17 protein-coding genes are annotated in these 24,063 nt (G+C 69.1%); 2 read left to right on the top strand and 15 right to left on the bottom strand.

The window, feature by feature from the left end:
• Positions 1–30: 30 nt before the first annotated feature.
• The 6 genes from ML01_RS02860 to ML01_RS02835 all read right to left on the bottom strand — a co-directional run bounded on the left by ML01_RS02860 (position 31) and on the right by ML01_RS02835 (position 11,862).
• On the bottom strand, positions 31–825 hold the full coding sequence (locus tag ML01_RS02860; protein WP_058553890.1) for a SapC family protein: 795 nt from the start codon (positions 823–825) through the stop codon (positions 31–33).
• A 690-nt stretch (positions 826–1,515) separates the two neighbouring features.
• Positions 1,516–1,797 carry a hypothetical protein gene (locus ML01_RS02855; protein ID WP_058553889.1) on the bottom strand — a complete coding sequence of 94 codons (282 nt, stop codon included), beginning with the start codon at positions 1,795–1,797 and terminating at the stop codon, positions 1,516–1,518.
• 190 nt (positions 1,798–1,987) lie between these two features.
• Positions 1,988–4,093 carry a DEAD/DEAH box helicase gene (locus tag ML01_RS02850; protein ID WP_058553888.1) on the bottom strand — a complete coding sequence of 702 codons (2,106 nt, stop codon included), beginning with the start codon at positions 4,091–4,093 and terminating at the stop codon, positions 1,988–1,990.
• Between the two features lie 58 nt (positions 4,094–4,151).
• Positions 4,152–5,468, bottom strand: a complete 1,317-nt coding sequence (brxD, locus tag ML01_RS02845) for a BREX system ATP-binding protein BrxD (RefSeq protein WP_058553887.1) — start codon at positions 5,466–5,468, stop codon at positions 4,152–4,154.
• 14 nt (positions 5,469–5,482) lie between these two features.
• Positions 5,483–8,218, bottom strand: a complete 2,736-nt coding sequence (gene pglZ, locus ML01_RS02840; RefSeq protein WP_058553886.1) for a BREX-2 system phosphatase PglZ — start codon at positions 8,216–8,218, stop codon at positions 5,483–5,485.
• Positions 8,215–11,862: a hypothetical protein gene (locus tag ML01_RS02835; protein ID WP_058553885.1), complete on the bottom strand. Its 3,648-nt coding sequence runs from the start codon at positions 11,860–11,862 to the stop codon at positions 8,215–8,217. The genes pglZ and ML01_RS02835 overlap by 4 nt, the downstream gene beginning before the upstream one ends.
• Positions 11,863–12,059: 197 nt before the next feature.
• Between ML01_RS02835 and ML01_RS02830 the strand changes: the two genes are divergently transcribed.
• Together ML01_RS02830 and ML01_RS02825 are read left to right on the top strand one after the other, a co-directional pair.
• Positions 12,060–12,446 carry a type II toxin-antitoxin system RelE/ParE family toxin gene (locus ML01_RS02830; protein ID WP_058553884.1) on the top strand — a complete coding sequence of 129 codons (387 nt, stop codon included), beginning with the start codon at positions 12,060–12,062 and terminating at the stop codon, positions 12,444–12,446.
• A complete protein-coding gene (locus ML01_RS02825) occupies positions 12,439–14,085 on the top strand; it encodes an ImmA/IrrE family metallo-endopeptidase (protein ID WP_058553883.1) in 1,647 nt (548 codons plus the stop codon). The genes ML01_RS02830 and ML01_RS02825 overlap by 8 nt, the downstream gene beginning before the upstream one ends.
• A gap of 55 nt (positions 14,086–14,140) precedes the next feature.
• Here ML01_RS02825 and ML01_RS02820 read toward each other — a convergent pair whose 3' ends face one another.
• The 9 genes from ML01_RS02820 to ML01_RS02780 form a co-directional block, all read right to left on the bottom strand.
• Positions 14,141–15,673 (bottom strand): hypothetical protein, encoded by a 1,533-nt coding sequence (locus ML01_RS02820; protein ID WP_058553882.1) that lies wholly within the window; start codon positions 15,671–15,673, stop codon positions 14,141–14,143.
• Entirely contained in the window at positions 15,666–17,015 is a 1,350-nt protein-coding gene (locus ML01_RS02815) for a KGGVGR-motif variant AAA ATPase (protein ID WP_058553881.1), read from the bottom strand. Before ML01_RS02815 ends, ML01_RS02820 begins: the two co-directional genes overlap by 8 nt.
• A 2-nt stretch (positions 17,016–17,017) precedes the next feature.
• Positions 17,018–17,401, bottom strand: a complete 384-nt coding sequence (locus ML01_RS02810) for a hypothetical protein (protein WP_058553880.1) — start codon at positions 17,399–17,401, stop codon at positions 17,018–17,020.
• A 350-nt stretch (positions 17,402–17,751) separates the two neighbouring features.
• Positions 17,752–18,138, bottom strand: a complete 387-nt coding sequence (locus ML01_RS02805) for a type II toxin-antitoxin system VapC family toxin (protein ID WP_058553879.1) — start codon at positions 18,136–18,138, stop codon at positions 17,752–17,754.
• Positions 18,138–18,350: a hypothetical protein gene (locus ML01_RS28315; protein WP_156427524.1), complete on the bottom strand. Its 213-nt coding sequence runs from the start codon at positions 18,348–18,350 to the stop codon at positions 18,138–18,140. The genes ML01_RS02805 and ML01_RS28315 overlap by 1 nt, the downstream gene beginning before the upstream one ends.
• A gap of 139 nt (positions 18,351–18,489) precedes the next feature.
• Complete coding sequence (locus ML01_RS02795) at positions 18,490–18,705, bottom strand: DUF2283 domain-containing protein (RefSeq protein ID WP_058553877.1); 216 nt, start codon at positions 18,703–18,705, stop codon at positions 18,490–18,492.
• Positions 18,706–18,843: 138 nt separating this feature from the next.
• Positions 18,844–22,602: a BREX-2 system adenine-specific DNA-methyltransferase PglX gene (gene pglX, locus ML01_RS02790; protein ID WP_058553876.1), complete on the bottom strand. Its 3,759-nt coding sequence runs from the start codon at positions 22,600–22,602 to the stop codon at positions 18,844–18,846.
• Between the two features lie 93 nt (positions 22,603–22,695).
• A complete protein-coding gene (locus ML01_RS02785) occupies positions 22,696–23,004 on the bottom strand; it encodes a hypothetical protein (RefSeq protein ID WP_058553875.1) in 309 nt (102 codons plus the stop codon).
• Between the two features lie 10 nt (positions 23,005–23,014).
• The gene (locus tag ML01_RS02780; protein ID WP_058553874.1) at positions 23,015–23,977 is read right to left on the bottom strand and encodes an Rpn family recombination-promoting nuclease/putative transposase; all 963 of its coding nucleotides are present in this window, start codon (positions 23,975–23,977) and stop codon (positions 23,015–23,017) included.
• Positions 23,978–24,063 lie beyond the last annotated feature (86 nt).

Raw genomic sequence — 24,063 nt, 5'->3', positions numbered from 1 at the left:
CTCCAGCTCGGCAATGCGCTGCGACCGTCCTCAGTGCAGCGGCGGAGCGCCGTCGGACTCGTGCTCGTCGCTGCTGTCGCCCTCGGCCTTTGCCGCAGACGCGGGGACCGCGCCGGCCCGCTTCAGGAGCGCGGTGAAATTGCTCATGGATTGCAGGTGCAGGTAGATGAGCTCCAGCTCGTCGCGCTTCGCCATCTGCGCGAGCACCGCGTCGTCCAAGTCCTTCAGCTTTGCGCGATTGACGGCCATGAAGCCCGTCAGGTTGCGCCGCTCGCCGTCCGGCTGCGTGAAGGTGGCCTGCATCGGCTCCAGCAGGCCCAGCTCTTTTAAGCGCGCACAGAAGGCGCGCGTGCGGTTGAACTGGGCCTGGTACTCCTGCACGAAGCTGAGCACCGTGCTCAGGTACTGCGTGCGGTTGCCGTCGGCGTCGAAGAGCCGCTCGCCGCGGCCGTCGGTGTTGCAGCCGGCAAAGCTGTCATCGATGCAGAGCGTAAAGGTCTTGCCGTCGTCGCCGCTCGCGAAGACAAACGGGTAGCGACGGATGAAGGCGGGAACGTAGTCGCCGTCCCAGGTGCCGTCCTCCTTGAGGAACAGGTTCTGCTCGGCCATTGTGCCCAAGATCGCCACGGGCACGATGTTGTCGTCGACACCGGCGAACACGACCACATGCTCGCGGGTCGCCGCTCGAAACTCCACGGCCGTCAACGGCACCGAATTGACGTTGCGCGCAAAGGAGAAATCCCCGCCCTGCTTCACGTACAGGCCCGCATGCTGCCCGCTGTTGACGGGGATCGCGTGTGCATAGAACAAGAGCTGTGTCGTCATCGCGGCAACCTCTGCTGACTTTGGTGATGCTGACTTTGGTGATGCTGACTTTGGTGATGCTGACTTCGGGTGACTTCGAAAAAACAAGACCCGCATTCCGGGGCGTCGGCCGATCGCGGCAGCGACGCATCCATCGGGGCAAACCCTAGCACGGCGCGGCGCTCCCGTTTGCCGGCCTGCGTGAAGAGTCCATGAGCGGGGGCGCTCGACCGGCGCGAGCAGCCGAGCGCCCGAACGACGGATTCACGCTGCCGATGGCAACCGGCGAAGCCGGAATGACAAAGCGTGGGCGAACAAGCGTGGGCGAACAAGCGTGGGCGAACAAGCGTGGGCGAACAAGCGTGGGCGAACATTGCATCCGAGAGCCTGGTCGAAGGTTGTGCGGCTTCCGATTCCGCAGATTCCGCAGATGCCGCGGACGGTCGCCGCAAGCGGTCGGCACCGTCCGGTCTCCGCCACAGCCGTGCTGCCCAAGCAAGACTGTCGCAACGGTGCGCTCAACGTCCCCCATGCGGGTGTCAGGCCAGTGTCGCGAGACAACAACAGACAGGAATTCGTGCTCCGCATCGACGCGATCGGCGCGGCGAGCCGGTGCAGATCTGCAACTGGTGCAGGCGGTGCAGGTGCAGGACGCTTGGCTCGAGGTGGAGGCCGCGGTGCAGCGGCTCGGGGAGGCGGACCTGCCCCCGCTCAGCCACGGTATCTGCCCTGCTTGCGGTGATCGCCTGACGCGCCTTGGAGTTGTCGCATGAAGATCCTCGTCGCCGAAGACAAGTCGCCGAAGACAAGTCGCCGAAGACAAGTCGCCGAAGACAAGTCGCCGAGAACAACCATATCCTCGCCACGATCCTGGCCGATTACCTGACGGGTCGCGGTCACGCGATCGTCGCCGCCTACGACGGACGGCACGCGGCGGTCTTCTGCCGGCAGCGGGATATCGACGATGGCGCCGCGCCTGGCGGCGGTCGGCATCGACGCGGTGATCAGGGCCGTTCTCGTTCTCGGAGATCGATGACGCCCTGCCCGGCTGCACTGAGCCCGGCCGGCATCGACCCGGGTCCGGCGAAGTTTCGCCGGGGCTGCGAGCCGCCGCCGCCGGGCAACGCACCGTCGGCCGGATCTACCTCGCGGGATAGCTGTTCTCGGGCGCTCCGGCGAGCGGTCAAGCCGTCTCTTGGATCCGCGCGACGGGGTGGCGGGACAGCACGGCGAATGCCTCGTTCACGTCGTAGCGTGCCGCCATGGTCTGCTCGCGCAGACCTGGCGGCAGGCAGGTGCCGAACTTCAGCTCGGCCACGAAGTCGGCATCCAGCGGCACCAGCGCGGCAAGCGGCTCCGCGAGGGCGCGGCGGATGCGCTCCCCGAGGCTGTCGACATCGACACCGCCCGCGAAGGCGATGGCCAGATTGTCGGGCCGCACCGTCGCGGCCTCGCTGCGCAATGCCTGCGCGAGGGCGGCGTTGACGAGCTTGCCCGCAAAGGTCCAGAGCCGCACCGCGCCATCGCCGTGCTGCACCAGCGTGGATTGTTCCGGGGTCGCCCAGGCGTAGCGCTCGCGCAGCGTCTGCAGCAGCGCCAGCGCCCGGCGCGAGCACCGCACCGGCGCGTCCTCCCGGGCCAGCACGCGGGTCATGGCCTGGCAGAGCGCGAACCCGAGCGGCTGCCCGGTGCCGAGCCAGCGCGAGCGGCCGCGCTCATCGGTCGGCTCCACATAGGCCACGCGCCGCGGCCAGTCGATATGCTTCGCTCGCCAGGCGCGCCCGGCCAGGGTCAGCACGGCCGGCCCATCGTCCTTGATCATGAACGTGGACTGGTGCACCTCGCCCAGCTCCCGGCGGCCGTGCAGCACCCGCACCAGCGGCGCACTCGCGAACACCGACAACAGCTCCAGGAAGTGCTTGCGGCCAAACTGCCGCTCGCCCGCCGCGCCCAGGCCGATGACACCCTGATCGCCGTGCAGGATGCCGGTGCCGATCATGTGGGCGATGACGGCGTCGAGCGTGTCCCTGCCGACGCCGGACAGTCCGGGCAGCCGCCCGAGCCAGCCCGGCCAGTCGGCGCCCGTGATGCCGCCCTGCTGCAACGCCAGCGCCATGATCTGCTGCGCAAAGATGTGCAGCGGCAGCGGCGGCGGCGTCACGGGCTCCACGTAGCCCTCCCGCCAGAGCTGAAGCAGCGCGGCGGCGTGCAGAAAGGCGTCCTCGCGGGTCGCGAGGAACAGGCAGTTGCGCCGCGACCCCGGCCGCCGTCCGGTGCGGCCGATGCGCTGCAAGAAGGCCGCGACGCTGCCCGGGGCGTCGATCTGGATGACCCGGTCCAGATCGCCCACGTCGATGCCGAGCTCAAGGGTGCTGGTGGCCACGATGACGCAGTCGCTGCCCTGTGCGAAGGCATGCTCGGCCGCGCGCCGCTCATCCAGGCTCAGGCTGCTGTGGGAGACGAAGGTCTGCACCTGCCGCGCCCGCAGCGCCAGCGCCAGTTGCTCCACGCGCGCCCGGCTGTCGCAGAACACCAGGCGCTTCTCGCCGCGGTGCAGGCGCGAGATCACCAGCGCGGCGTTCTCCAGGCTGCCGACCCAGTCCAGCTCCACGTCGCTGTCGGCCGCCGGCGCCGGCGGCGTCGGGTCGAGCACGGACGCCGGCCGCGCGCAGCCGCCGGCGAGCCAGTCGCACAGCGCCCGCGGGTTGCCGACGGTGGCCGACAGGCCGAGCCGTTGCAGCTCGCGGCCGGCGAGGCGGGTCAGCCGCTCCAGCAGATACAACAGGTGCCAGCCGCGGTCGTCGCCGGCGAAGGCGTGCAGCTCGTCGATGATGACGGTGTGCAGATCGGCAAAGAGCCGCCGCTGATCGACGCGCGGCGACACCAGCATGCCCTCCAGCGACTCCGGCGTCGTCAGCAGCAGGTCCGGCGGCGCCGCGCGCAGCCGGCCCTTGGCGGCGGCGCCGACATCGCCGTGCCACAGCGCCGCGCGGCGCCCGAGCAGCGCCGCATAGTGGGTCAGGCGCGGCTCCAGGTTGTTGAGCAGGGCCTTGATGGGGCAGAGGTAGAGCACGCCGAGGCCGCGCCAGTCCTCGGCGAGCGCGCGCGAGAGCACCGGCAGCACGGCCGCCTCGGTCTTGCCGCCGGCGGTCGGCGCGAGCAGGATCGCGTGCTCCCCGGCCAGGATCGGCGCGATGGCCGCCTCCTGCAGCGGTCGCAGCGAGCGCCAGCCGAGGCTGTTGACGATGTGGTGCGCTACCGCCGGGTGCAGTTGGTCGAATGCGCTCATCGTCCGCTGCTGCCGAAGTCGCCCACGGACTAAGCTCACTGAGTGCGGCAGCGCCGCCTCACAGCTCCAGCTCGATGTCATCGACGCTGCCCGCGGCGCGCGCCGCGCGCTCCACCGGCGTTAGCTCCTGCTCGCCGAGCGTCGGCGCATAGTGCTTGCGCGGGTCGAAGTCCGCGTGCAAGTCCACCCGATCCAGCACGTCGGCCACGAGCTTCTTGAGGAAGATGCGCGGTGCCACGCCCACCTTGCCGCCGAGATCGCCGGTCACCGCCGCCGCCAGCGCGTCCACGTAGGCATCGTCGACGGCGCGCCCGAGCCGCGCCGCGTGCGGGCTCCCGTCCGCATAAATGTCCCGGATGCGGCGGCCCACCAACCCGAGCCGTTCGAGGTCGAAGGCCGGCAGCCGGATCTGCACCGCCCGCGGGTTGTCGAAGCGCGCCTCGGTCGCGAAGTCCACGGCGAGGCGTTGCGCGAGCGGCGGTAGCCGCTGCACGCCCTGCGGCCCGTCGAAGAAGGCGGGCGTGCCGGTCATGAGCAGATAGAGCCCCGGGTAGCGACCGGCATCCACCTCATCGATCAGTTGGCGTAGTGCATTCAGGCTCTTCTCGCGCACATCCCCGCGCACGCGCTGCAAGGTCTCTACCTCGTCCAGCACCAGGAGCAGGCCGGCAAAGCCCGCATCGCGCAGGATTACCAACAACGCCTGCAAGAAGCTCAGCGCGCCGAAGTGGTCAACCTGGCCCTTGAGCCCGGCATAGCGCTTCGGCGCCGCGCCCACGTTCGGCTCCCCGCCGAGCCAGGCGAGGATGCCGTCCGCGACCGCGTTCTCGCCGTCGGCGAGTGCGCGGCGATAGGCCCGCAGCGCCGTCGAGAAGGCCGGCGCGTGCCGGTTGACCGCCGCGAGGCGCTGCTCCATCAGCGCATCGGTGCGCGCAAGCAGGCCTTGCGCATCCTGCTCGTCCAGCGTGCCGTCGGCCAGAACGTCTTCCTCAAGCGCGTAGAACCAGGCATCCAACACGCCGCGCAGCGCGCCCTGCGGGTTGTCGCTGGTGGACAGGCGCTCCACCAGCCGGCGGTACACGGTCTCCAGCCGGTGCAGTGGCGTTTCCGCCTCGGAAATCTGCACCTCGCTGACCGCGAAGCTCGCGCTCTTCGCGCGCTCCTGCAGCCAGCGCGCGAAGAAGGTCTTGCCGGTGCCGTACTCGCCGCGCACGGCCTTGAACGCGGCACCGCCCGCCCCGGCCCGGGCCAGCTCCTCATCCAGCGCCGACGCGAACCGCTCCAGGCCCACCGCGAACGCATCGAGCCCGCGCTGCGGCACGCTGCCGCGGCGCAGCGCGTCGATGATCTCCAGGCGGCGTTGCGGGCTGATCACCGAGTGACACCTGCTCAAGGCTCCAGACCAAACTGCTGCAGGAGCTGCCGACGGTTCAGCTCCACGGTGTCCGAGGCCTCGTCCACGGACAGGATGGGATAGCCATCGACGTTCAGCACCCGCCTGGCCGCCGAGATCACGCCGCTGATGCGCAGCTCCGGGACGCCGATGCGCGTCGCCAACGCCCGCCGCGAGAGCTTGCCGCCGCGCTCCTCCAGCGCCGCGAGCACAGCGCGCAGGCGCTGATCGGTCAAGGCGACACGTGCCGCGGACTTGCGCTGGGCCGCAAGGGTGTCGGAGGCCAGCAAGCGGTCGATCCAATCGGATGCCGCGGCGGCGGCGGCCTCGGTCTCGGGCTGGACGCTGTCGTCGAGCGTGAACAGCTCGCCCTGTCCGCCCGGCTTGGTTGCGGGCTTTGGCTTCAATCGCAGCGGCGGGGCCGCGGTCCGTGCGGTTGCCGCCCGGCCCCGGCGCTTGCCGGCTGGCGGTGCAGCGCTCGCCTCCGCCGTCCACCAGTGCGGCAGCTCGGAGGCCACTTCGTCCCATCCCGGCACGCTGATGCTGGCATGCACAAAGACGCCGAGCGGAATCACGACCTCCTGCGGCGTCGCGCCGCCGTGATAGCCGTTCTTCTTGCTGCCGTAGCGCACCCGCTCGCTCCAGGGCGCGACAACGCCGTGCTGATCGCCGAGCAGCACCCGCTGGCCCGCGAGTCTGACCTCGTCATCCGCGGGGGCGTCGCTCGCATCGCGCCAGCGTTCGCCAGGTCCGCCGGCGCGGCCCGCGGTGCCATGCTCCGGCACGTGGCCGTGGTCGCTGGTGAGAACCACGGCGCGGCCGGCATCGCGCGCCGCGGCCAGCAGCTCCTCCAGCGGCCTGATCCGCCGGGTGGTCCAATCGACGCGAATCTGATCGCCCTTCGCCAGATGATCATCCACGGCGTTGATCACCACGCCGACGACCTTGCGCTTGTCGTCGCCGATCGCGTCCGACACCATTGATGCGATGCCGCCGCTGCCGGATATCAGATCACCCTTGTGGAACAGCACCGGCGGCCTCGCCGGCAGCCCCGCGCCCACCAGGCCCGCGTGAGCTGCGAACCCGGCCCGCTCGGTATCGGCGTTGCCGACGCACAGCTTGCCGCACAAGAGGCTGGTGCGCGAGACCTCCGTCAGCGTCGGCAGCGCGGCGATCACCGGCAGGCGGCGGCTCGCGTCCGGCGCATCGAGCTCGATCCAGCCCTGCCGCAGCAAGTCGGCCTCTAGCTCGCGAAACACCGCCATGCCCATGCCGTCGAGCACCACCAGCAGCACCGGGTGCGCGGCGGCAAGCGGCGCCACCAGCCGATCGAGGACGTGCTCGACGCGGATCACCGCCGGCAGGTGCGAGCCGGTCTTGACCCAACCGGAGAGCAGCTCGCCGAATTGCCGATTCTCCATCTCCCGCAGCGTCGTCACCGCCTGCCGGAGCTCGCCGTAGGCCTTGCCGAGCGCGGGCAGCGGATCGGCATCCCACAGCACCGAGCGTGCCCAGTCGAGAAAACCGCCTTCGCGCCGATACGCGCCCGCCGCTTCCGCCAGGGAGCCCGGCGGTTTGGGCTTGCTGCCCTGCCGGCTGGCGAGCCATCGGGCAAGACGGGCACTCATGTCGATGCCCTGCCTGCGCGCCGGCGCGTAACGCACCAGCACATGCGCCAGGACGTGGCTGACGGCGCCTTCCAGATCCGCCGCGGCGCTCGCCTTGCCGGCGACGACACCGTGCAAGGTCGCCGCGAGCGCCGCCAAGCGCTGGCGCAACCCCAGCGACAAGTACCGGCTGTGCTGCGCGAAGGACTCCGCGCCCAGCGAGGTCAGCAGCGCGTCGCCCCGCTCCAGCAGGCCGGAGGCCTCGGCCCATGGCCTCTGGCGCAGCAGCCGCTCGGCAACGGATTCCGCGGCGTCCGCCCAGAGCAGCGCGGTCTTGGTGTCGAGCTCCGCGCTGCCGAGCAGCGCCTCCAGCTTGCCGGTCGCCTTGGCCGCGGCCGACTCTCCACGCACGGCATCCGTGAACAGAACGCGGCTGGCGAGCCCGACGGCGAAGGTGTCCGCGCCATGCGGGCCGGTGGCGCACGCGAACACCGTGCGCGCGACGGACCCGGCTCCGGCTTCAAGCGCCGCGGCAAAGCTCGTGCGCTGTTCCGGTGTCAGCGCCGCGGCGCGGCAGGTGTTCTCCGGCGCCAGCGACCACTCGATCCAGGCTTCCGCGTCGTGCTCATCGGTGCAGAGCCCGAGCAGCGCGTCGAACAGGATGCGCCACACCAGCTCCTCCTGGAGGAATCCGCTCGGCGCCGGCGGAAAGCCCTCGGGCGGCTCCACTTCCAGCAAGGCGCGCGCCACCCAGGCATGGCGTTCGACGAGCTCCGGCGCGACCCAGCGGGCGCGGAAGCGCTCCTTGACCAACTGCCACGGGTCCACGGAGAACAGGCGTCGGCGCGCCAGGCGAGCCAGCAGATCGGCGCCCAGCTCGCTCTCGTCCAGGGTCGTGAGCAGGACCAGTGGCGGCGCGCCCTCCGGCAGCGCGTCGAGTTGCTCGCGGAGCGCGAGCACGGAATCGGTCCGGCTCACGCGCAGCTCGCGGCCATCGAGGCGCAGCGTGTCGCCGAGCGCCATGCCAAGCGGCGCCCTGACCCCGATGACGCGCGCATCCGTCGCCTTTTCGAGCACCGCGGCCACTTGGGCGCGGACCTGCGCGGGCGTCGGCGCAATGCTCATGCGCCGGGCCCGTCCTTGTAGAGCGTCCAGGCGAGGTCGAGCTTGAGGTCCGGCTCGCTGGAGAGGCGCTTTAGCAGCGCGTTGAGCACCTCGGTGGCGCCAGCCTCGGAGAGGCCATGATCAGTCCCTTTGTCGACGATCTCGGCGCCATCCTCGGGTTGGACCTTGCCCGCGCCGGGGCCGGTCTTCGGAACCTGCTTGCCCGGCGCCAGCAGCGCAATCGCCTTGCCTTCCAACACTGCCAGCCGGGGCTTCAAGGCCAGCGCAAACTCGTCGTGGCACAACGCCTCGGCCAGCCGCGCAACGAGGTCGTCCGCGGCGGACTTGCGCTCATCGCCGATGCCGGCGACCGCGGCAAACAACTCCCACTTCGTCGCCTCGATGCCGCTGCGCACATCCGGTGCCTTACAGCGGCTCATGCCGAGCGCATCAAGCGGCTCGGGCAGGCTCGCGGTGGCCAGGTACTCCACGCGCCGCTTCGGATCGGACTCCGCCACCAGGCCGCCCAACAGCGTGAGCACCGCGACGGCGGAGCGCAGCCGGGCGCTGTCATCCTGACTGATGCCCCAATCCGAGCACAGCGCCGCCAGCCGGTCCGTCAGCACCTGGCACGTCTCCAGCTCCGCGCGGGCCAGCGCGCCGAGCTTGTCCGCCAGCGTGCTGACGTTGCCGGCATTGCGCAACGGCGACACCGCGAGCCCGAACACCTTGCTCGCGCGGTGAATCGCCTGCTCCCAGTCTGCCGCGCTCGGCAGTGCCTGCTCGCGCAGCTCAAGGTCGTCCGGCATGTCCTCCAGCTTGGGCGGGTACGGGCCGCCGTGCAGGTGGAAAGACCGATTGGCCTGATCCGCATACAACAGGATCACCAGATTCTGCGCCTGGACCGGCAGCCCCATGGGCTTGGGTTGATCCATGGCCGCGCGCAGCTTGGCAACGGTGATCGGACCCTGCACCTGCCGCGAGCAATGGTCGTACCACTCCCGGGTCAGCGCGAAGTGGTCCTCGCCCATGTTGCCGAGCCGCAGCGGCACGGCAATCTGCTGCATCAGGGGCCTAAGCGCCTTGTCGATGAGCACGCGGCCGTCTTCGGTCTGCGCCGCCCGCTCGACTTCCGCCTGCACCTTGCGCAGCACGCCGAGCTTCACCTCGGTGCCGAAGCGCGGGTGCGCCGGGTACTGGCTTTCGAGCATCTGCGAGAGCAGGTGCAGGAGCGCCTGCCCCAGGTTCGCGCCGACCGGCGGCTGCGGCGTCAGGGACGGGTCCAGCACGTGGAAATGGCTGTCCGGGCGGGTCGCGTCATCCACGGACCCCGGCGCCGGGGTATCCACCCCGTAGGCGCCCTCGAGCCAGTTGATGATGCGCTGGCGCAGCGAGCTCTGCTGGTTGCGCAGCAGCTCCCGCGCCTGCGCCTGCTCGACCGCGGTCAGATGCGAGGCATAGCGGCGCAGGTTGTCCTCGCTGCGCAGGATGTCGTCCAGCCGCACCAGGATGCCCAGATCCCGCTGCGCCTGGACGCTCAGGAACGCCGGCAGCCAGACCAGCGTCCGGGCCGTCCGCCCGGCCGCGCGGAACGCATCGACACGCGCCAGGTCGTCCGCCGGGCTGTGCGCCGGGTCGTCGAACGGGAAGTCGATGACGAGCTTGCGGCTGCCGCCCTTGGTCTCCAGGGATTCGTCCGGCAGCTCGCGCACGTTGCCGAAGATCACCTGGAAAGCACGGCGCGTGCCGCGCCAGAGCAGCTCGTGCTCCAGGAACAGCTCATCGCGGTTCTCGATGCCGAGCTGCTCGAACAAGAGCTCCCGCACCTTGCGCCGACGATTGCCCAGATTGTCGACGCCCTGCGCATTGGCCAGGATGCCCTCGGTGTCGACGCCGGACAGATGCAGCGTCACGCTCGGGTCGGCCCCCTCGCCGACCTTGATCTCCCCCACCTGCGACGCCCAGTTGCGCACGCGCCGCAGCACCTCCTGCTTCTCGCGCCCGGGGATCGGCGAGCGGATGCTGCCGTGGTTGAGCGCCGCCAGCCGTGCGGCATTGAGCCCCTTCAGGCTGTCCACCTGGGGCACCAGCGCCGCCAGCAGCAGCGTCTTCATGAGCCTGTCGTCGGCGCGAAATGCACGCGCCCGCGGGTCGTCGAAGTCGAGCGCCGTGAGCGCCTGCGCGCTGGTGCCGTGCTCCTGCTCCAAGAGCGGCAGCAGCTTCTGGTAGTAGAGCCGCTTGGCGTTGTCGAAGTGAATGCGCATGCCCTCGGTGAAGGGCTCATCACCGTCGGCAATCACGTCGAACAGGTCACCCACCGGCACGATCTGGCCCAGCTCCAACGTGTCGCGTTGGCTCACCAGCAGCAGCAGCATCACCTTCAGCGCCGTGCGCTCGCGCTGCAGCACGGACGACACGGCGATCAGCGTCTCCACCAGCGCCGGGCTGAAGGGATAGACCTTGCGGAAGGCATCGCGGTCCGCGGTGGGCGTGAGCAGGATGCTCAGCACCTCTGCACGGATGCGCGCCGTGTCCTCCCAGGCCGCCGCAAGCTGTTGGCGCGCGGCTTCGCTCTTCGGCAGCAGCACGCGCTGCGCCGCGATCTCCGGCAGGTTGCGGTCCTCCAGCGTGATGGTGTCGAAGCGCGCCTCCCACCAGCGCAGCACATTCGCAAAGCTGAGCTGCTCCGCGCCCACGCCGTCCTCCCCCACCAGCTCGCGCAGGTCGCGCTGGCGCGCGACGAAGCTGACGATCGGGATCGGCCGGTCCGCGGTCTGCGCCTCCACGAGCTTCGAGACCTTCGACCCCTCGGTGCTCAAAAACTGCCGGTCCCCCGCATGGGTGGCCAGCCACAGGATCAGCTCGTCGAGAAAGAGCACCACCGCGTCGTAGCCCAGGTCGCGCGCATGGCGACTCATCACCGCGAGCCCGTCGTCCAACGACACGAAGGTCTCCTGCCCCCCGCGCGCCACCTCCGTGTAGGACTGGAAGAAGGCCTTGACCAACGCGCCGATGAGCCCGTCGCGCGCGTCCGCCCCCGGTGGTGCCGTCAGCGCCGCCGCAAAGCTCGACGCATCCCAGCCGGCCTCCAGCTCGCCCCAGCCGCCGCGGCCGCCACCGGCCCGATTCAGTTGCTCGAAAAAGGCCGCATCGCCCATGTTCCCGCGCAGGGTCTCGGCATCGCGCAACAGCCCGGCGGCACGGTACACGGCAGGGATGGGTGCCTCGGGATGCAGCGCCAGCACTCGGTCCACATAGCCACCCAGCACCGCCGCCTCCATGCTCGGCTGGCCGATCATGTGGTAGGGCACCAACAGGAACCGCTTGCCCGTGAGCCAGTCGTTGTGGCGGACCACGACCTCGGTCAGGCCGCGCTTGGACTTGGCCGCCGGATTCTGGTCCAGCACCAGATGCAGCACGGCCATGAAGTGACTCTTGCCGGAGCCGAAGCTGCCGTGCAGATAGGCCGCCTTGCTGCTCGCGGCGTGCACCGCGCCCTTGATGAAGCCGAGCGCGTCGTCGAAGTTCCGCGCCAGCTCCGGCGTCACGACATAGGCGTCGAGGGTCGCCTCCGGCCGGGCGACGCCTTCGGTGAGCTTGAGCACGAAATCCCCGCCGTGCACGCGCTCCGGCAGGTCGATGAGATCCTTGATGTACGTCGTCATGCCGAGCGCTCGTCGTGCGTTTCCTTAGCTTGGCGTGCAGCACGCCCCTTCGCCCTCGGGGTGGGCGGTCAGGCCGCCGAGGGTCGGACCGAGTGTGCCATACTGCTGCGGTTCGGTCAGCGTCCAGCTCGGAGCACGGTTGCAACGGGTATCCGAAGTCAGGCTGATCGCAGGCACGAGGGCGGAGTACCGAGCGTGTGAGGATCTTCAAGAACGCCTGGTTCGCGCGGTATGCACGCAAACACCATATTCCCGATGCGGCCCTGCGCGCTGCGGTGCATCGGGCAGAACAGGGGCTGATCGATGCCGACCTCGGCGGCGGGGTCGTCAAGCAGCGCGTTCCGCGCAGCGGACAAGGGCGATCGGGAGGCTATCGGACCCTGATTCTTTATCGCCAAGCCCACCGCGCGTTCTTCGTCTATGGATACGCAAAGAGCCGCCGGGACAATATCACAGGCGAGGAAGAGGCTCGTTTCAAGGATCTGGCACAGCATGTCCTGGCGCTGACGGATGACAAAGTCGAGGCGCTGATCCGAGATGGAGATTTCTCAGAGATAGCCGACGAGGTTGACGACCATGGCTGACAGATACCGCAGCGACGCGCTGGCATCCATCCACGAAACCATACAGGCTCTTCTGAAGGTCGGCGCGGTTGACGAGCAGACCATGCGCGAATTCGACGCCGCGTGCCTCGCGCCGGTCGAGCCCGTCTCCCCCGAGACGATTCGCGCGCGGTACGAGCAACAGCCCATTTCGCTTGGCAATCCGCTGGTCATCGGCAGCACCGCAGGGCTGCGGTTCGTGCTGAATTGGGGCGACGATGATTGGAATGACGAAGGCCCAATAGGAAGAACCTGGGGCGAGCTCCAGCTCTGGGTTGCCGACACCCTGGTGTGGGGCGATACAACCGGTGACGGGGGCAAACCGGCGGGCATCCGCTGGAGCTGGATTGATCTGCTCGAGTTCCTGGCCATCGCCTGGCCCTACTTGCAAGAAGAAGAAACCTATCCCATCGACTTCGACTTCGCCACGCGCTTCACCGCTCCGGAGCATCTCGGGCAGCTTCGCGGCAAGGCCAAGCTGCGCTGGCGCGATCCGAATCTGCTGCCGGAACATGTTGAGACCGAGCAGGAAGCTCTTGATGATTTCTTGCTCGTCCATGACTTCGGAGAAGCCCTGAAAGGGGCCTTCCCACCGAACCTTCTGCTGCTGAGGCAGGGCCAACAAATGCGCGCGGCGACCCATGCGCGGCCTTGGACCCTGTCCTACGTCGAGTGCATGAGCACGTTGCAAGCCCTGGCCCAGGCAATCGTTGACAGGCTTGCCGATTTGGATGATGCACGCTCCAAGCTCGCGCTGGAACGATGGCAGACTCGCGATCAGATGGACGCGGGGTCGCGTCTCGAAGCCGCCACCGGACTGGACCAAGAAACCCTTGACCGTATCTGGCCCGACCCAAGCGCAGACGTGTCTTATACGCTCAAGGCCGCCGCAAGAATGGTCGGCACGCGGTTGGACGCCGGCGCCCTGCGCACCTTGCTGGACGAATTGGCGCAGATTCCCCGAGGCGAAGCGCCCGCGCTGGCGCAACCTCGCCGACTCGCCGCCAAGCTGCTGGACGACCAAGAGACCGACGAACCCTGCCTGCAGGGCTACGATCTGGCCGGCGTCCTGCGACAGGCCCTCGGTCTTGCGGACGGCGCGGTCGATCCGGCGACGCTGCTGGCGTCATGGGGGGTTCGGGTCTCCGACATCGCGCTGCCGAGCCAGTCCTTGGATGCCATCGCCATCTGGGGCGACGGCCACCAGCCAACGGTGCTCATCAACACGCGGGGTCTGCGCTCCCAATACCCCACCGGGCGTCGCATCAGCCTCGCCCATGAGATCTGCCATCTGCTGGTCGACACAGAACACGCCCTGCCCGCCGTAGAGGTTCTGGGCGGGCGCGTGCCGGCGGATGTCGAGGCTCGCGCCAATGCCTTCGCGGCGGAGCTCCTGCTCCCGCGAGCCCGGGCCGGCCAGGTCGCGGCCGAGCGGCTGCGCTTCGTCAATACGCCCGATGCCAAGCGGACAGAGATTGAGGAACTGCTGAAGGTGCTGGCGGCCGACTACGGCGTCAGCTTCGAAACCGCGGCCTGGCAGATCCGAAACTCGGGCGTGCTGTTGCGGGACCAAGACGATCTGCTGAACCCGTACCTGAAGTCCGTCTGGCAGCCCTTCTGATAAGCCCCGATGCGAAGGCCCATCCGGCGGTTTTGAGTGTGCCCTCGCCCGGGCGTCAGCGGATCGGCCGCACCCCGCCGCGTCGCCCGATGGCCGCGGCCACCCGGAACAGATCCGGAATATCGACTCGCATGTTGTCGACCCGGCGGATGACGCCGATGCGCCGCAGCTCCTCTATCAGCGCTTGCTCGGGCCGCTCGGCGGTTGCACCGGCCAGGGCATGCGGCGCGAGGTAGACGCGCTCGTTATCCGGCGCTGCGTGCGCGGAATGCTCCGCAGAGACCGTCGCAGTGCGATCGCGTTCAATGGTGGCGAGCGTGTCCGCATCCCGCCAGCGGTGCTCGATATCCGTGTCCAGACAGGGTACGGTCTGGCCGTTCAGTGGCTCCAGCACCGTCTGAATCCAGGGATAGTCCTCCCGTAGCTCCCGCACCCGAATCAACGAGGCGCTCTGCACGCCGGCCTTGATGCCCTCCCAATGCAGCACCTCGGCATAGCCTTTACCGTGAGTTGCGCGCTGCGCGTCACGCACGGCGATCAGAAAACTGCGCGGGCTCACCTGTCCCTTGGCGTCCGCGAGGTGATTCGGCAGCCAGGTATAGGTGCGCCCGCGACGCGGATTGCGGCCCATATAGCGCGTGGCCATGTCGTGCAGCACCGCCTGCTGCAGCTCTTCGTCCTGGCGCAGATTGGGCGGAATCGGATAGACCTGATGGTCACCGGCCTCCGTGGGCTGGAATGACAAGCGATACGCGACATGGAGCCAGTGGCGATACGCTTCGGCCCCGTCGCCGTGATTGCACAGCCAATGCCAGAGCAGCCCGTAGAGGTCGGTGCGCCGCCATTCCAAGATCACCCGACCGTGATGCAGCTTGGACGAGTCCGGAAACTGCCAAATCGTCGGGTCCTCCCACAGGTCCGGGCGGAGAAAGACCTTCGCGTCGATGGCCGGCTGGCCTTTCAGGTCCAGGCAGACCTGGAGCAGGCCACGGACCAGCTCGCGGATGGCCTGCCAGTCGGAACCGGTCCGGTCGAGGGCGTCGAAGATCACCAGATGGCGCTTGCCGGCCTTGGCCAGCCCACCGGATATCCGGTTCAGCAGTCGCTCCTCCTGCTCCGGATGATCTGCGACCCAGCCCACGACCTCGGCCCAATCCTCCCCCGGCAGCGGCTGACCATAGCGTCGCGCAAGCTGCCGCAGCACCACGGCGCGCCAGATGTCCTCGGCGGGGTATTTCCGCTGCAAGCGCTGGAGCACCCGGCGGGATGGGTGATCCTCATTGCGTGAGGACACCGAAAACCCCCAGCTCGTCTCCACCCGATCGAGATGCAGCCGCGGCAACTGGGCATGGATCAGGCCCCGCGTCACCGGGCTGTTGAGCGCCGCGCTCCAGAAGCTCTTGCCGCTGCCCCGGTCGCCCACCACCAGCGCGCTATTGGGGTCCAGCGCGCGCTCGTGGCCGAGCACGACGTACAGCTCGTTCGGGTCCGGCGGGTTCGTGCTGGCGTCCATCGTGTCCGGCAACGCATCGAGGGCGCACCGGACTTGTTCCGTCGGAAACTTGTCCTGCACCACGCGCTTAACCATCGTCCGCGACCTCCTCCGCCGCGCCGAAGATGCGCTCATTCAACGCCGCCATGAACGGCCCGAAGCTCGACGCAATGGCGCCGGCGCCGACGGTGCTCAGATGCTCCAGCGGGTTGAACTGCTCGAAGCGCGGATCATTTAGGATCTGCAACGGAAAGTGCGGCGCCGCGTCGTCCGTCTCCGAGAAACTGAAGGCCTCCTCCGCCGCCCCCGCCGGCTGCTCGTCGTAGAGGCAGTCCAGCCAGAGCTGGTAGGCGCGCGAGCGAAAGCCGTCCACCGCGTCCTGCTGCTCCGAGGCGCGTGCGTAGACCATCTTGAGCCGCAGGCGCCAGTCGTCCTCGTCCCCGGCCGGGCGGAAATGGGCCATCTGCGCCAGTTGCGCCAAGAGGTAGCGGTAGCCCTCCCACACCGTGGGCTGATCGGTCGCAAACAACAGAACGTCCGCGTTCAGGTGCAGGATGCCGGCGGCCGCCGTCTCGTGCAGACCGGCGCGGCTCTCGATGAGCACCACGTCAGGTTCCAGCGCTCGCTCCAGCCCCTCCAGAAGTCTCCGTACCCGTGCCGCGAAGCCCTCGCCGTCGCCGCGGTCCGTGTCCAGATACGCGCGGGCCAGCTTGGCGATATAGCCGCCCGGATGCTCCGCCGTGCGCCGACCCGTCGCCGGCGCCACGTACAGGTAGCCGGAATCGGCCAGCGGTGACCTGGCGATCAGCGCCTGTTCCTCGCGGAGCATCGCCTCGGCGACAGGATTGCCGACCAAGTCCTCCGCCAGCCAGTCCACAACGCCGAATTCCGGCCGGCTCTCGTCCGGCAGCAATTGCGCCCCGAGCCCCGGCGCCTCCAGGTCCAGGTCCAGCAGCAGGACGCGCTTGCCCGCGGCCGCCAGCTCGCGCCCCCAGAGAAACAAAGCAGTGCTGCGCCCCACCCCGCCCTTGAGACTGAAAAACGCCACGCGCGGCGGATGCCCGGCCATGGTCGCGGAAGGCATCTCCGGCGCCAGCGCCCAGTCCTGCCCGACCACGCGCCGCTCGATCAGACGGATCAGCGTGCCGTCGATGTCCAGCACCAGGCAGGGCTCCTCCATCAGCGTCGCACCGGACAGCGTCTCGGAGACACGCATCAGGCCGGTGTCCGCACCGGGGCTGTAGGCGCCCAGCGCGTCCGCGAGATGAGGACGCACCGCCATCACCTCGGCCTGGTCGGCGGCGTCCGGCAGCACCACGTGCACACGGCCGTTCATATCCCGTATGAAGCGGACCTTGGCGATGTCGATGCCGGCAAAGGCGTCGCGGACGTGCGCCAGCGCGCGGGGCAGCGCGTCGTCGAAGGTGCATGGGCTCATGATCAGATCCCGAGGCCGGCCGCGGCGAGTGTGCGCAAGCAATGTTTTCGGTGCCGGGTACAACGCTCCCGTGAGAACGCCGCGTCCGGCCAGTAGCGATTGTCGATGCACCAGCCGTCCATGTAGGTGTTGCTGTTCAGCAAATGCTGAACGGCCGCGTCCTGGCGCCGCTTCAGGCTCTTCAGCGCATGGTCGCGCAGCTTCGGCAGATGCCACCGCTCTAGCTCAGCCCCGGGGTGGTCCCTGAGCAGCACCTTCAGCGCACACTCGGCACCAAGCCCGAAGAGATGGCTGGCGTTGGCCAGACGCCCGTGGTCCAGCAGCAGCGTGCCGTCGTGGAAGCAGCGACGCGCCGCGGCCGGAAAGTCCTCTGTTGGTTCTGTCATCCCGCTCGTGATCCTTGAGAGGCCGGTTGGATGTGCTCCGGCAGGTCGATGAGGTGCTCGATGCAGGCCGTCATGTGAGCATGTCCGATATCTCCTTGCCTTGGCGTGCAGCACGCCCCCTCGCCCCCGGGGTCGGCGGGCAGGCCGCGGATGGCCGCGGATGGCCGGACCGAGTGTGCCATACCACCGCCGTTCGGTCAGCGCCCGGATCGGGACGCCTGCCCCGATCGAGTCGACGAGGTTGACCAGCGCGGCAGATGCCGCAGCGCCTCCCATAGCGCATCCTCCGACGGCGTATCCGTAATGTTGCGGTTTGTCGCAAGCAAATCCCTGTGCGACCCAGAGTGGCGCTACGCCGTTTGGAACGGTGAGACGATCTGCAACCCTGCAATGCGCTTGAAGTCGTCCAGGTTGCGGGTCATGAGCGGGAGGCCACTGGTCAACGCGCTGGCGGCAACGATGGCATCCGGGAGCTTGATGCCGATGCTGGATCGGATATCGATCACCTGATCAACCACCGCCCTCGTCAACGCCACTTCTTGGAGTTGTTCCAAGAGGTCAGCGGCTCGGGTCCGACTGTCGTTTGTGTGTCCGCGCCAGCCGAGGATCTCCATCCGCGTGACGACCGAATAGGAAGCGTCGGCGCGAATAGCCGCTTCAATTCGAGCAGCCACCGGCGACGCGAGCGCGTCGCTCATCCAGTAGATGAGCACGTTGGTGTCCAGCAAGCAGGCCATCAGAGGCGCATTTCCCACTCGTCGCGCAGGTCACGGACCGCGGCGTCGATTTCCTCGACGGTCATCCGCGTCGGCCAGGAGCCGCGGGCGGCAGCCAGAGCGGCATCCAGGGTTCGCCGATCCCGCGAACGCCGCTCGTCGGCGAGGGTATCGATCAGATGCACCACCGCGGCGCGCTCGGCGTGGTTCAGTGAATCGAGCTTGTCGATCAAGTCCGCGTTCATCGTAGCCTCGTTGGGGCGACCGGGAGACCCGGACAGGGTAGTGCTTGGGCGTTGCCCGGCCAAGGGCCGGCCCGCGCGGTTGTCGTCGTTGTCGTTGTCGTTGCCGAAACCGTCGTTGAGCAATCTTTCACGCCGCGCTCAGCTCCCGCAGGGGCAGGTGCGACACGGACAGCCGCGCGAGGTCCGCACGCTCGCTCGCGCGCTGCACGTCGATGCCGACCAAGGTGCCCGCGGCGTCGTAGTCGAGCACCACGCCGTCGGCGACCTCGTCGGAGTCCGCGGCCGGGCGCTCCGACAGGTGTATGTACAGGGAGTCCGTAGCCGGGTCGTAGGCGAGTCTCATGGCTTGAATCTCCGATCTGAGCAGGCGTTGCGCAGGTCGTTGTCGTTGTCGTTGTCGTTCTCGTAATCGTCTGCCGCGGACCTCGTCGCGGAAATAGTCCGTCATCGGCGGCTGCGGCGCCATCGCTCCAGGTGACCGTCACTGTGCGCCGCGCCGCCGCCGGGCGCTCGTCGCCGGCGGCGTCCAGGCGCGGATCTGGTCGGGGGTGAGGCGGAGCTCGCGGGCTTCCTCGTCCACGAAGCTCGCGAAGTAATCGCCCATGCCGAGGTTGTAGGCGGGGTCGATGGCGTTGTGCCATTGCTTGAGCCACGGGATCAGCTCCAGAAAGCCCGCCAGCGCGGGCTTGAGCTGCTCCGGCGTGAAGCCCTCCTGGTCCTTGAGCTGCTGGTAGTGGGCGGCGAGCGCGAAGGCCTGTTCCAGGTGATCCCAGCCGGCCCAGCCGACCAGCAGGGACGGGTCCGCGCTGGGGCTCAGATGCGGATAGGCGATGAAGCGCTCCTTGGGCACGTCCAGCGCGCCGCGCAGGCGCCAGTAGTCGGATTTCTGAAAGTCCGCGGATTTGTACTTGGGCGGCGGCGGGATGTCGCCGATCTGCGCGGCCTTGCGACGCTGCTGCTCGGCCTGGAGGCGGGCGCCGTGGGCGGCGTCGGTCTCGCCGTCGGCCTTGGGCAGCTCGGCGGCGACGGCGGCATCGAGCGCGTCCTCCTGGCGCTGCAAGTCCCAGGTGCGCTCCCACAGCGCGCGCTTGCGAAGCCCGGTCGGCTTGTAGCGCAGCACGGGCAGGTGCGGCACGGCCTCGGCGCTGACCAGCTCGGCGACGAGGGCGGCGATGTCGAAGTCCGGATGCCCGCGGTAGAGCTCCCCGAGCAACAGGAAGCGCGCGTCGCGCCCGGCGCGGGCGGCCAGCGCGCGGGTGCTTTGCAGCGCCGGCTCCGGCCAGTAGGCGGGGTCTTCGAGGCGCGCCAGCAGGCGCTCGCGCAGCGCGCGCTGCTCGCGGGCGTCCCGGGGCTCGCGATTCCAGCGGCGCTTGTATTCCGGGCGCTCCAGCAGGCCCAAGTTGCGGTCCGCGGCGATGCGCTCGATGCGCTGCTCCACCAGCCGGCGATAGGGCGCGGGCCAGCGGGCGGGGATCTCCGTGACCGGCGTGGCGCCGTGGCGCTCGAACCAGCTCGTCGCGAGCTCGCCTGCCGCCATCTGCCGGGCCATGACGATCTCGAACGCCCGCTCGCCGAGGGCGACCTCGGGCAGGTCCGCCGGGTCCGCGTCCAGCGCGCCCTGGGTCAGCGCGGCGTCGGTGATGCCGTAGAGGCGGTAGCAGTGCCAGTCCAGCTCCTCTTGCAGCGCGATCATGCGCCGGTGCAGGCGCTCGGCGCGCTCCCGGGCGGCGTCGAGGGCGCGGCGCACCTGCACCGCGGCGGCGGCGTCGGTGTCGGCCTCCGGCGCGTCCGCGAGCAGCGCCGCGGGCTCGCAGGCGGCCAGCGCTTGCGCCAGGTCGTCCAGCGCCCGGGCGAGGTGCAGCGGGCGTTGGTCGGGGATGGGGAATTGCTTGAGCTTGGTGCCGTCGAAGGCGAATCGGTCCATCCACTTCTCGGGCTGAATGCCGCGGCCGATGCCGCTGCCGCCCTTGGGAAAGCAGACCTGTTTCAGCCAGAAACAGCCGGCGGAGCTGTTCAGCAGCCCGATCAGCGCCAAATGCTCGTCCTCGCTGGCGCCCGCCGGCAGCTTGATGACCGGCGCCGTCTGCTTGAAGACCTTGCCGCCGCGGTCCAGCACGAAGTGGTTGTGGGTGGCGACTTCGGCGAAGGGGATGGAGAGGGGCGTGCGGTAACGCTGCGCGAAGAACATCGAGTACTCAAACCAATTGAGCCCCCGCTGCAACTGTGTGGAGCCGTAGGCCACGCGCTTTGAAAGCTGTGCCCGGTATGGCCACAAGAACCGGGTAATCGCGGGATGTGCGTCAGCAAGTAGGTGGTCGGAGTCGTAGGGCCAGATCGCTTGCACTGGGTCAGCGATGCGGAAGTCGCGTATGACGTCTCCTTCGACCAGAGGCCGCAGGTGCGAACGGGGCACACGATGACGAATAGCAACCTCGGCCGTTACCAAATACGCATCGTCTTCCCGCGTGACCGCCCCGAAACCGATCTCGGTAATGAACTGGTTCAAACTGTTGCCGGCTGAATCGACGATTTCTTCCTTCAGCTCCGCCGCCCCACCCCCACCAATACTCCAAGGATGCCGCCCGAACCCGGCGCGCTCGGCATCGACGACGCTGACCCATTCGCTCTCGCTGCCGGGGCGGTCCACCTGCTCGACGATGGCGTTCCAGACCAGGCCCCGGGCGGGGTCGGCGGGCGTCGCGGGCTCGCCCTTGATGCCCATGACGGTGCGCACGCTGCCGGCCAGCGGCCGGCGCTCGCGCCCGAGCAGGATCACCGTCGGCGTGCCGTGGCCGGGGATGTAGGCGCCGGCGGTGTCGATGACGTGGGTGAGGTCCACGCCGGGGAAGAAGTCCTCGATGAGCTTCTTGCCGAATTCGCGCTTCATGAAGCTGTTGGCGGTGATGAGCCCCACAAAGCCGGCGCCCGCCGCGTCCGGGCCATCGACCGACGCGGAGCCGGCGTCCGCGCCTGAGCCCGAGCCGGAGCCAGGTAGCGCGAGCTGAAAGAAGCGCTCCGTGAAGGGCACGCCCAGCGAATACTGGCGGTGGCAGGTGGCGTAGCGGGCGCGGTAGAGCTCATTCAGCGCGCGGTCCTTGACGGTGATGTAGGGCGGGTTGCCGACCACGGCGTGGTAGCGCTGGCCGAGGATTGCGTTCAGCGCGTCCAGGTCTTCGCTGGCGAAGGCGTGGCCGATGCCGGCGCGCCCGGCGAGCTGCTCGGCGCCGCTGCCTAGGTCCAGCTCGCCGAAGCGCCGGCCGTGCAGCAGGCTGTCGCCGACGGCGACGTGCACCGCGAAGGCGGGCGCGTCCTCGCGGCGGATGCTTCTGATGCCGCTTGCCTTGAGCGCGGCGATGAGCAGCCGAAAGCGCGCGATGGCCACCGCGAAGGGGTTGATGTCCACGCCGTACACCTGCGCCAGCGCCCGCTCGGCGAGCTGGCGCGGGATGGTGCCGGGCTCGCGGTCTACCCAGGCGGCGTAGAGGCGCTCGAAGGCGCCGAGCAGAAAGTGCCCGGAGCCGCAGGTGGGGTCGATGAGGCGCACCTGCGCCAGGCCGAAGGTGGCGATGGCCGGGGTGAGGGTGCGCTCCAGAATGAACTGCTCGACGAACTCCGGCGTCTGCAACAGCGCAAAGCGCTTGCGCGCGGCCTCGGAGAGGTCCTGGTACAGGTCGCCCAGAAAGCGGGTGTGCCAGTGCGGGTCCGTGAAGTCGTGCACCAGCGCGCCGGTGTCCGGGTTCTGCCGCTGCCAGAAGCCGAGCAGCGCGGCGGCGCCGTCGGCGCTCGGCTGCAAGGTCCAGAGCGGGTTGTGGGCGGGGTCGAAGAGCCCGGCGGCGGCAGGATGGGCGCGCACGGTGTCGAACACATGGAGCAGGTAGTCGCGGTCCGATAGGGTGCGCCGGTGCGGGTCGCGGAAGTAGAGCTCGCGCTCGTCTTGCGCGCGGCTCCCGCGCTCGCCGGGGCCCGACAGGAGCGGGCTCGGGATGAGCGCGTTGTCTTCCAGAAAGCGCACGAAGACGCAGCCGAGCAGCCAGGCGACGGCGGCCTGGGTGATGACCTCCTCGCGCCAGGTCTCGAAGGGGCTCGCGACGCGGCCGGCGGCGCGGGCTTGGGCGTACTGTTGGCGCAGCGTCGCGTCGGTGTCGCGCTGGTCCGGCGCGGCGGCGCGCTCGCGCAGGTCGTCTTCCAGGCCGCGCAACAGGCGTTGCAGGTCCGCGAGCAGGGAGGGTGCGTCGATCATGGTGTTTTTCTGTCCTTGATTGCGGCCCCTTGACCGCGGCGGGTTGCCTTGCGGGCCGGGGCGCGGCGGCGCGGGCCGCGGTGTGCCGAGCGGCTATTGCAGCACGGCGTCCAGCGAGTCGGCGCTCAGGATGCGATCGGCCCAGGCGAGCAGGGTCGCGGCGTCCGCGGCCAGCACGCGCTCGCGCACTGCGGGGTCCGGCGGGCCGAACTTGCGCTCGATCTGTCGCAGCAGCATGGTGGCCGCGCCCTGCTGAAGGCCCTGCTCGCGTCCTTGCTCAAGTCCCTGCTCAAGTCCCTGCTCAAGTCCCTGCTCAAGTCCCTGCTCAAGTCCCTGCTCCAGTCCCTGCTCCAGTCCCTGCTCGCGTCCTTGCTCGATGTATCTGTCGATGAAGGTCTGCATGATCCGGGGCTCAGTGCAGCACCGCGTCCAGGGACTCCGCGCTCAGGATGCGATCGGCCCAGGCGAGCAGGGTCGCGGGGTCCGCGGCCAGCACCCGCTCGCGCACCGCAGGGTCCGGCGGGCCGAACTTGCGCTCGATCTGTCGCAGCAGCACGGTGGCCTCGCCCTGCTGAAGGCCCTGCTCGCGTCCTTGCTCCAGTCCTTGCTCGATGTATCGGTCGATGAAGGTCTGCATGATCGGTTCTCCGGTGGCGGTCTGCTGCAAGAGTTGGCGTACCTCGGCCTCGGCCACGCGAGCGGTGCCTTGGACGTAGTAGCGCAGCAGCGATTCAAGCACTTCCACGGCCGTTTCGCGATCCTCGATCTGCTCGATCAGCGCGATCAGCTCGCGCAGCCGCGCGACGGGCTCGGCGCTGATGATCCAGCGCAGCGCGAGCTGCACCAGCCGGGTCAGCACCGCGCCCTTGATCTCGGCGTTGGTGCGCGCGGACAGATCGACCAGGTGACAGCGGAAGCTCGGCACGCAGGGCGCGATGGACGCCGGCAGGGGCTCCACCAGGGCGTGGAAGCCGGTCGGCGCCCGCCACGGCCGGTCGCCGTGGTAGATGACGATGGGATAAACCGGCGGCAAGGCACGCGCCGCGGGCTGCTGCTTGCGGAACTGCTCGCCCTCGGCGGCGATGTAGCGCAGCAGTTGCAGCATGGTCCAGTGCTCGGGGGCGCGCTTGTGCTCGAACAGCAGATAGATGCTCAACGGGCCGCCGCCGATGTGGGGGACGCGATACACGAGGTCGGAGTAGGACGTGCGCAGATCGGCGGCGACGTAGGTGTCTTTGGCGATCTCCAGACCGGCGAGGTCGATCTCGGCGAGCAGCGCCGGCGGGAGCTGCACGCGCAGAAAGTCCTGCGCGATCTCCCGGCGGCCGAAGCTCTCGCGGAAGTAGGTGTCGTGGGGTGTGGCGATCTCGTCCATCGGGTCAGCGCTCCTGAATCATCCGCGGCTGGAAGCCGCTGGTGCGGCGGTGCATCCCGGCGCCGCATGCGGGTGTTGAACAGGCC

Source organism: Thiohalocapsa sp. ML1, assembly GCF_001469165.1.
Taxonomy (GTDB): Bacteria; Pseudomonadota; Gammaproteobacteria; order Chromatiales; family Chromatiaceae; genus Thiohalocapsa.
Note: the sequence above shows the minus strand (reverse complement) of the source record. Positions and strands in the feature narration are given on the sequence as shown.

What these genes read in the sequence shown, in the direction of transcription:
- ML01_RS02860 (WP_058553890.1), bottom strand. Translation starts at nt 825, where the DNA reads ATGACGACACAGCTCTTGTTCTATGCACACGCGATCCCCGTCAACAGC.
- ML01_RS02855 (WP_058553889.1), bottom strand. Translation starts at nt 1,797, where the DNA reads ATGCCGACCGCCGCCAGGCGCGGCGCCATCGTCGATATCCCGCTGCCG.
- ML01_RS02850 (WP_058553888.1), bottom strand. Translation starts at nt 4,093, where the DNA reads ATGAGCGCATTCGACCAACTGCACCCGGCGGTAGCGCACCACATCGTC.
- pglZ (WP_058553886.1), bottom strand. Translation starts at nt 8,218, where the DNA reads ATGAGCATTGCGCCGACGCCCGCGCAGGTCCGCGCCCAAGTGGCCGCG.
- ML01_RS02835 (WP_058553885.1), bottom strand. Translation starts at nt 11,862, where the DNA reads ATGACGACGTACATCAAGGATCTCATCGACCTGCCGGAGCGCGTGCAC.
- ML01_RS02825 (WP_058553883.1), top strand. Translation starts at nt 12,439, where the DNA reads ATGGCTGACAGATACCGCAGCGACGCGCTGGCATCCATCCACGAAACC.
- ML01_RS02820 (WP_058553882.1), bottom strand. Translation starts at nt 15,673, where the DNA reads ATGGTTAAGCGCGTGGTGCAGGACAAGTTTCCGACGGAACAAGTCCGG.
- ML01_RS02815 (WP_058553881.1), bottom strand. Translation starts at nt 17,015, where the DNA reads ATGAGCCCATGCACCTTCGACGACGCGCTGCCCCGCGCGCTGGCGCAC.
- ML01_RS02810 (WP_058553880.1), bottom strand. Translation starts at nt 17,401, where the DNA reads ATGACAGAACCAACAGAGGACTTTCCGGCCGCGGCGCGTCGCTGCTTC.
- ML01_RS02805 (WP_058553879.1), bottom strand. Translation starts at nt 18,138, where the DNA reads ATGGCCTGCTTGCTGGACACCAACGTGCTCATCTACTGGATGAGCGAC.
- ML01_RS02795 (WP_058553877.1), bottom strand. Translation starts at nt 18,705, where the DNA reads ATGAGACTCGCCTACGACCCGGCTACGGACTCCCTGTACATACACCTG.
- pglX (WP_058553876.1), bottom strand. Translation starts at nt 22,602, where the DNA reads ATGATCGACGCACCCTCCCTGCTCGCGGACCTGCAACGCCTGTTGCGC.
- ML01_RS02785 (WP_058553875.1), bottom strand. Translation starts at nt 23,004, where the DNA reads ATGCAGACCTTCATCGACAGATACATCGAGCAAGGACGCGAGCAGGGA.
- ML01_RS02780 (WP_058553874.1), bottom strand. Translation starts at nt 23,977, where the DNA reads ATGGACGAGATCGCCACACCCCACGACACCTACTTCCGCGAGAGCTTC.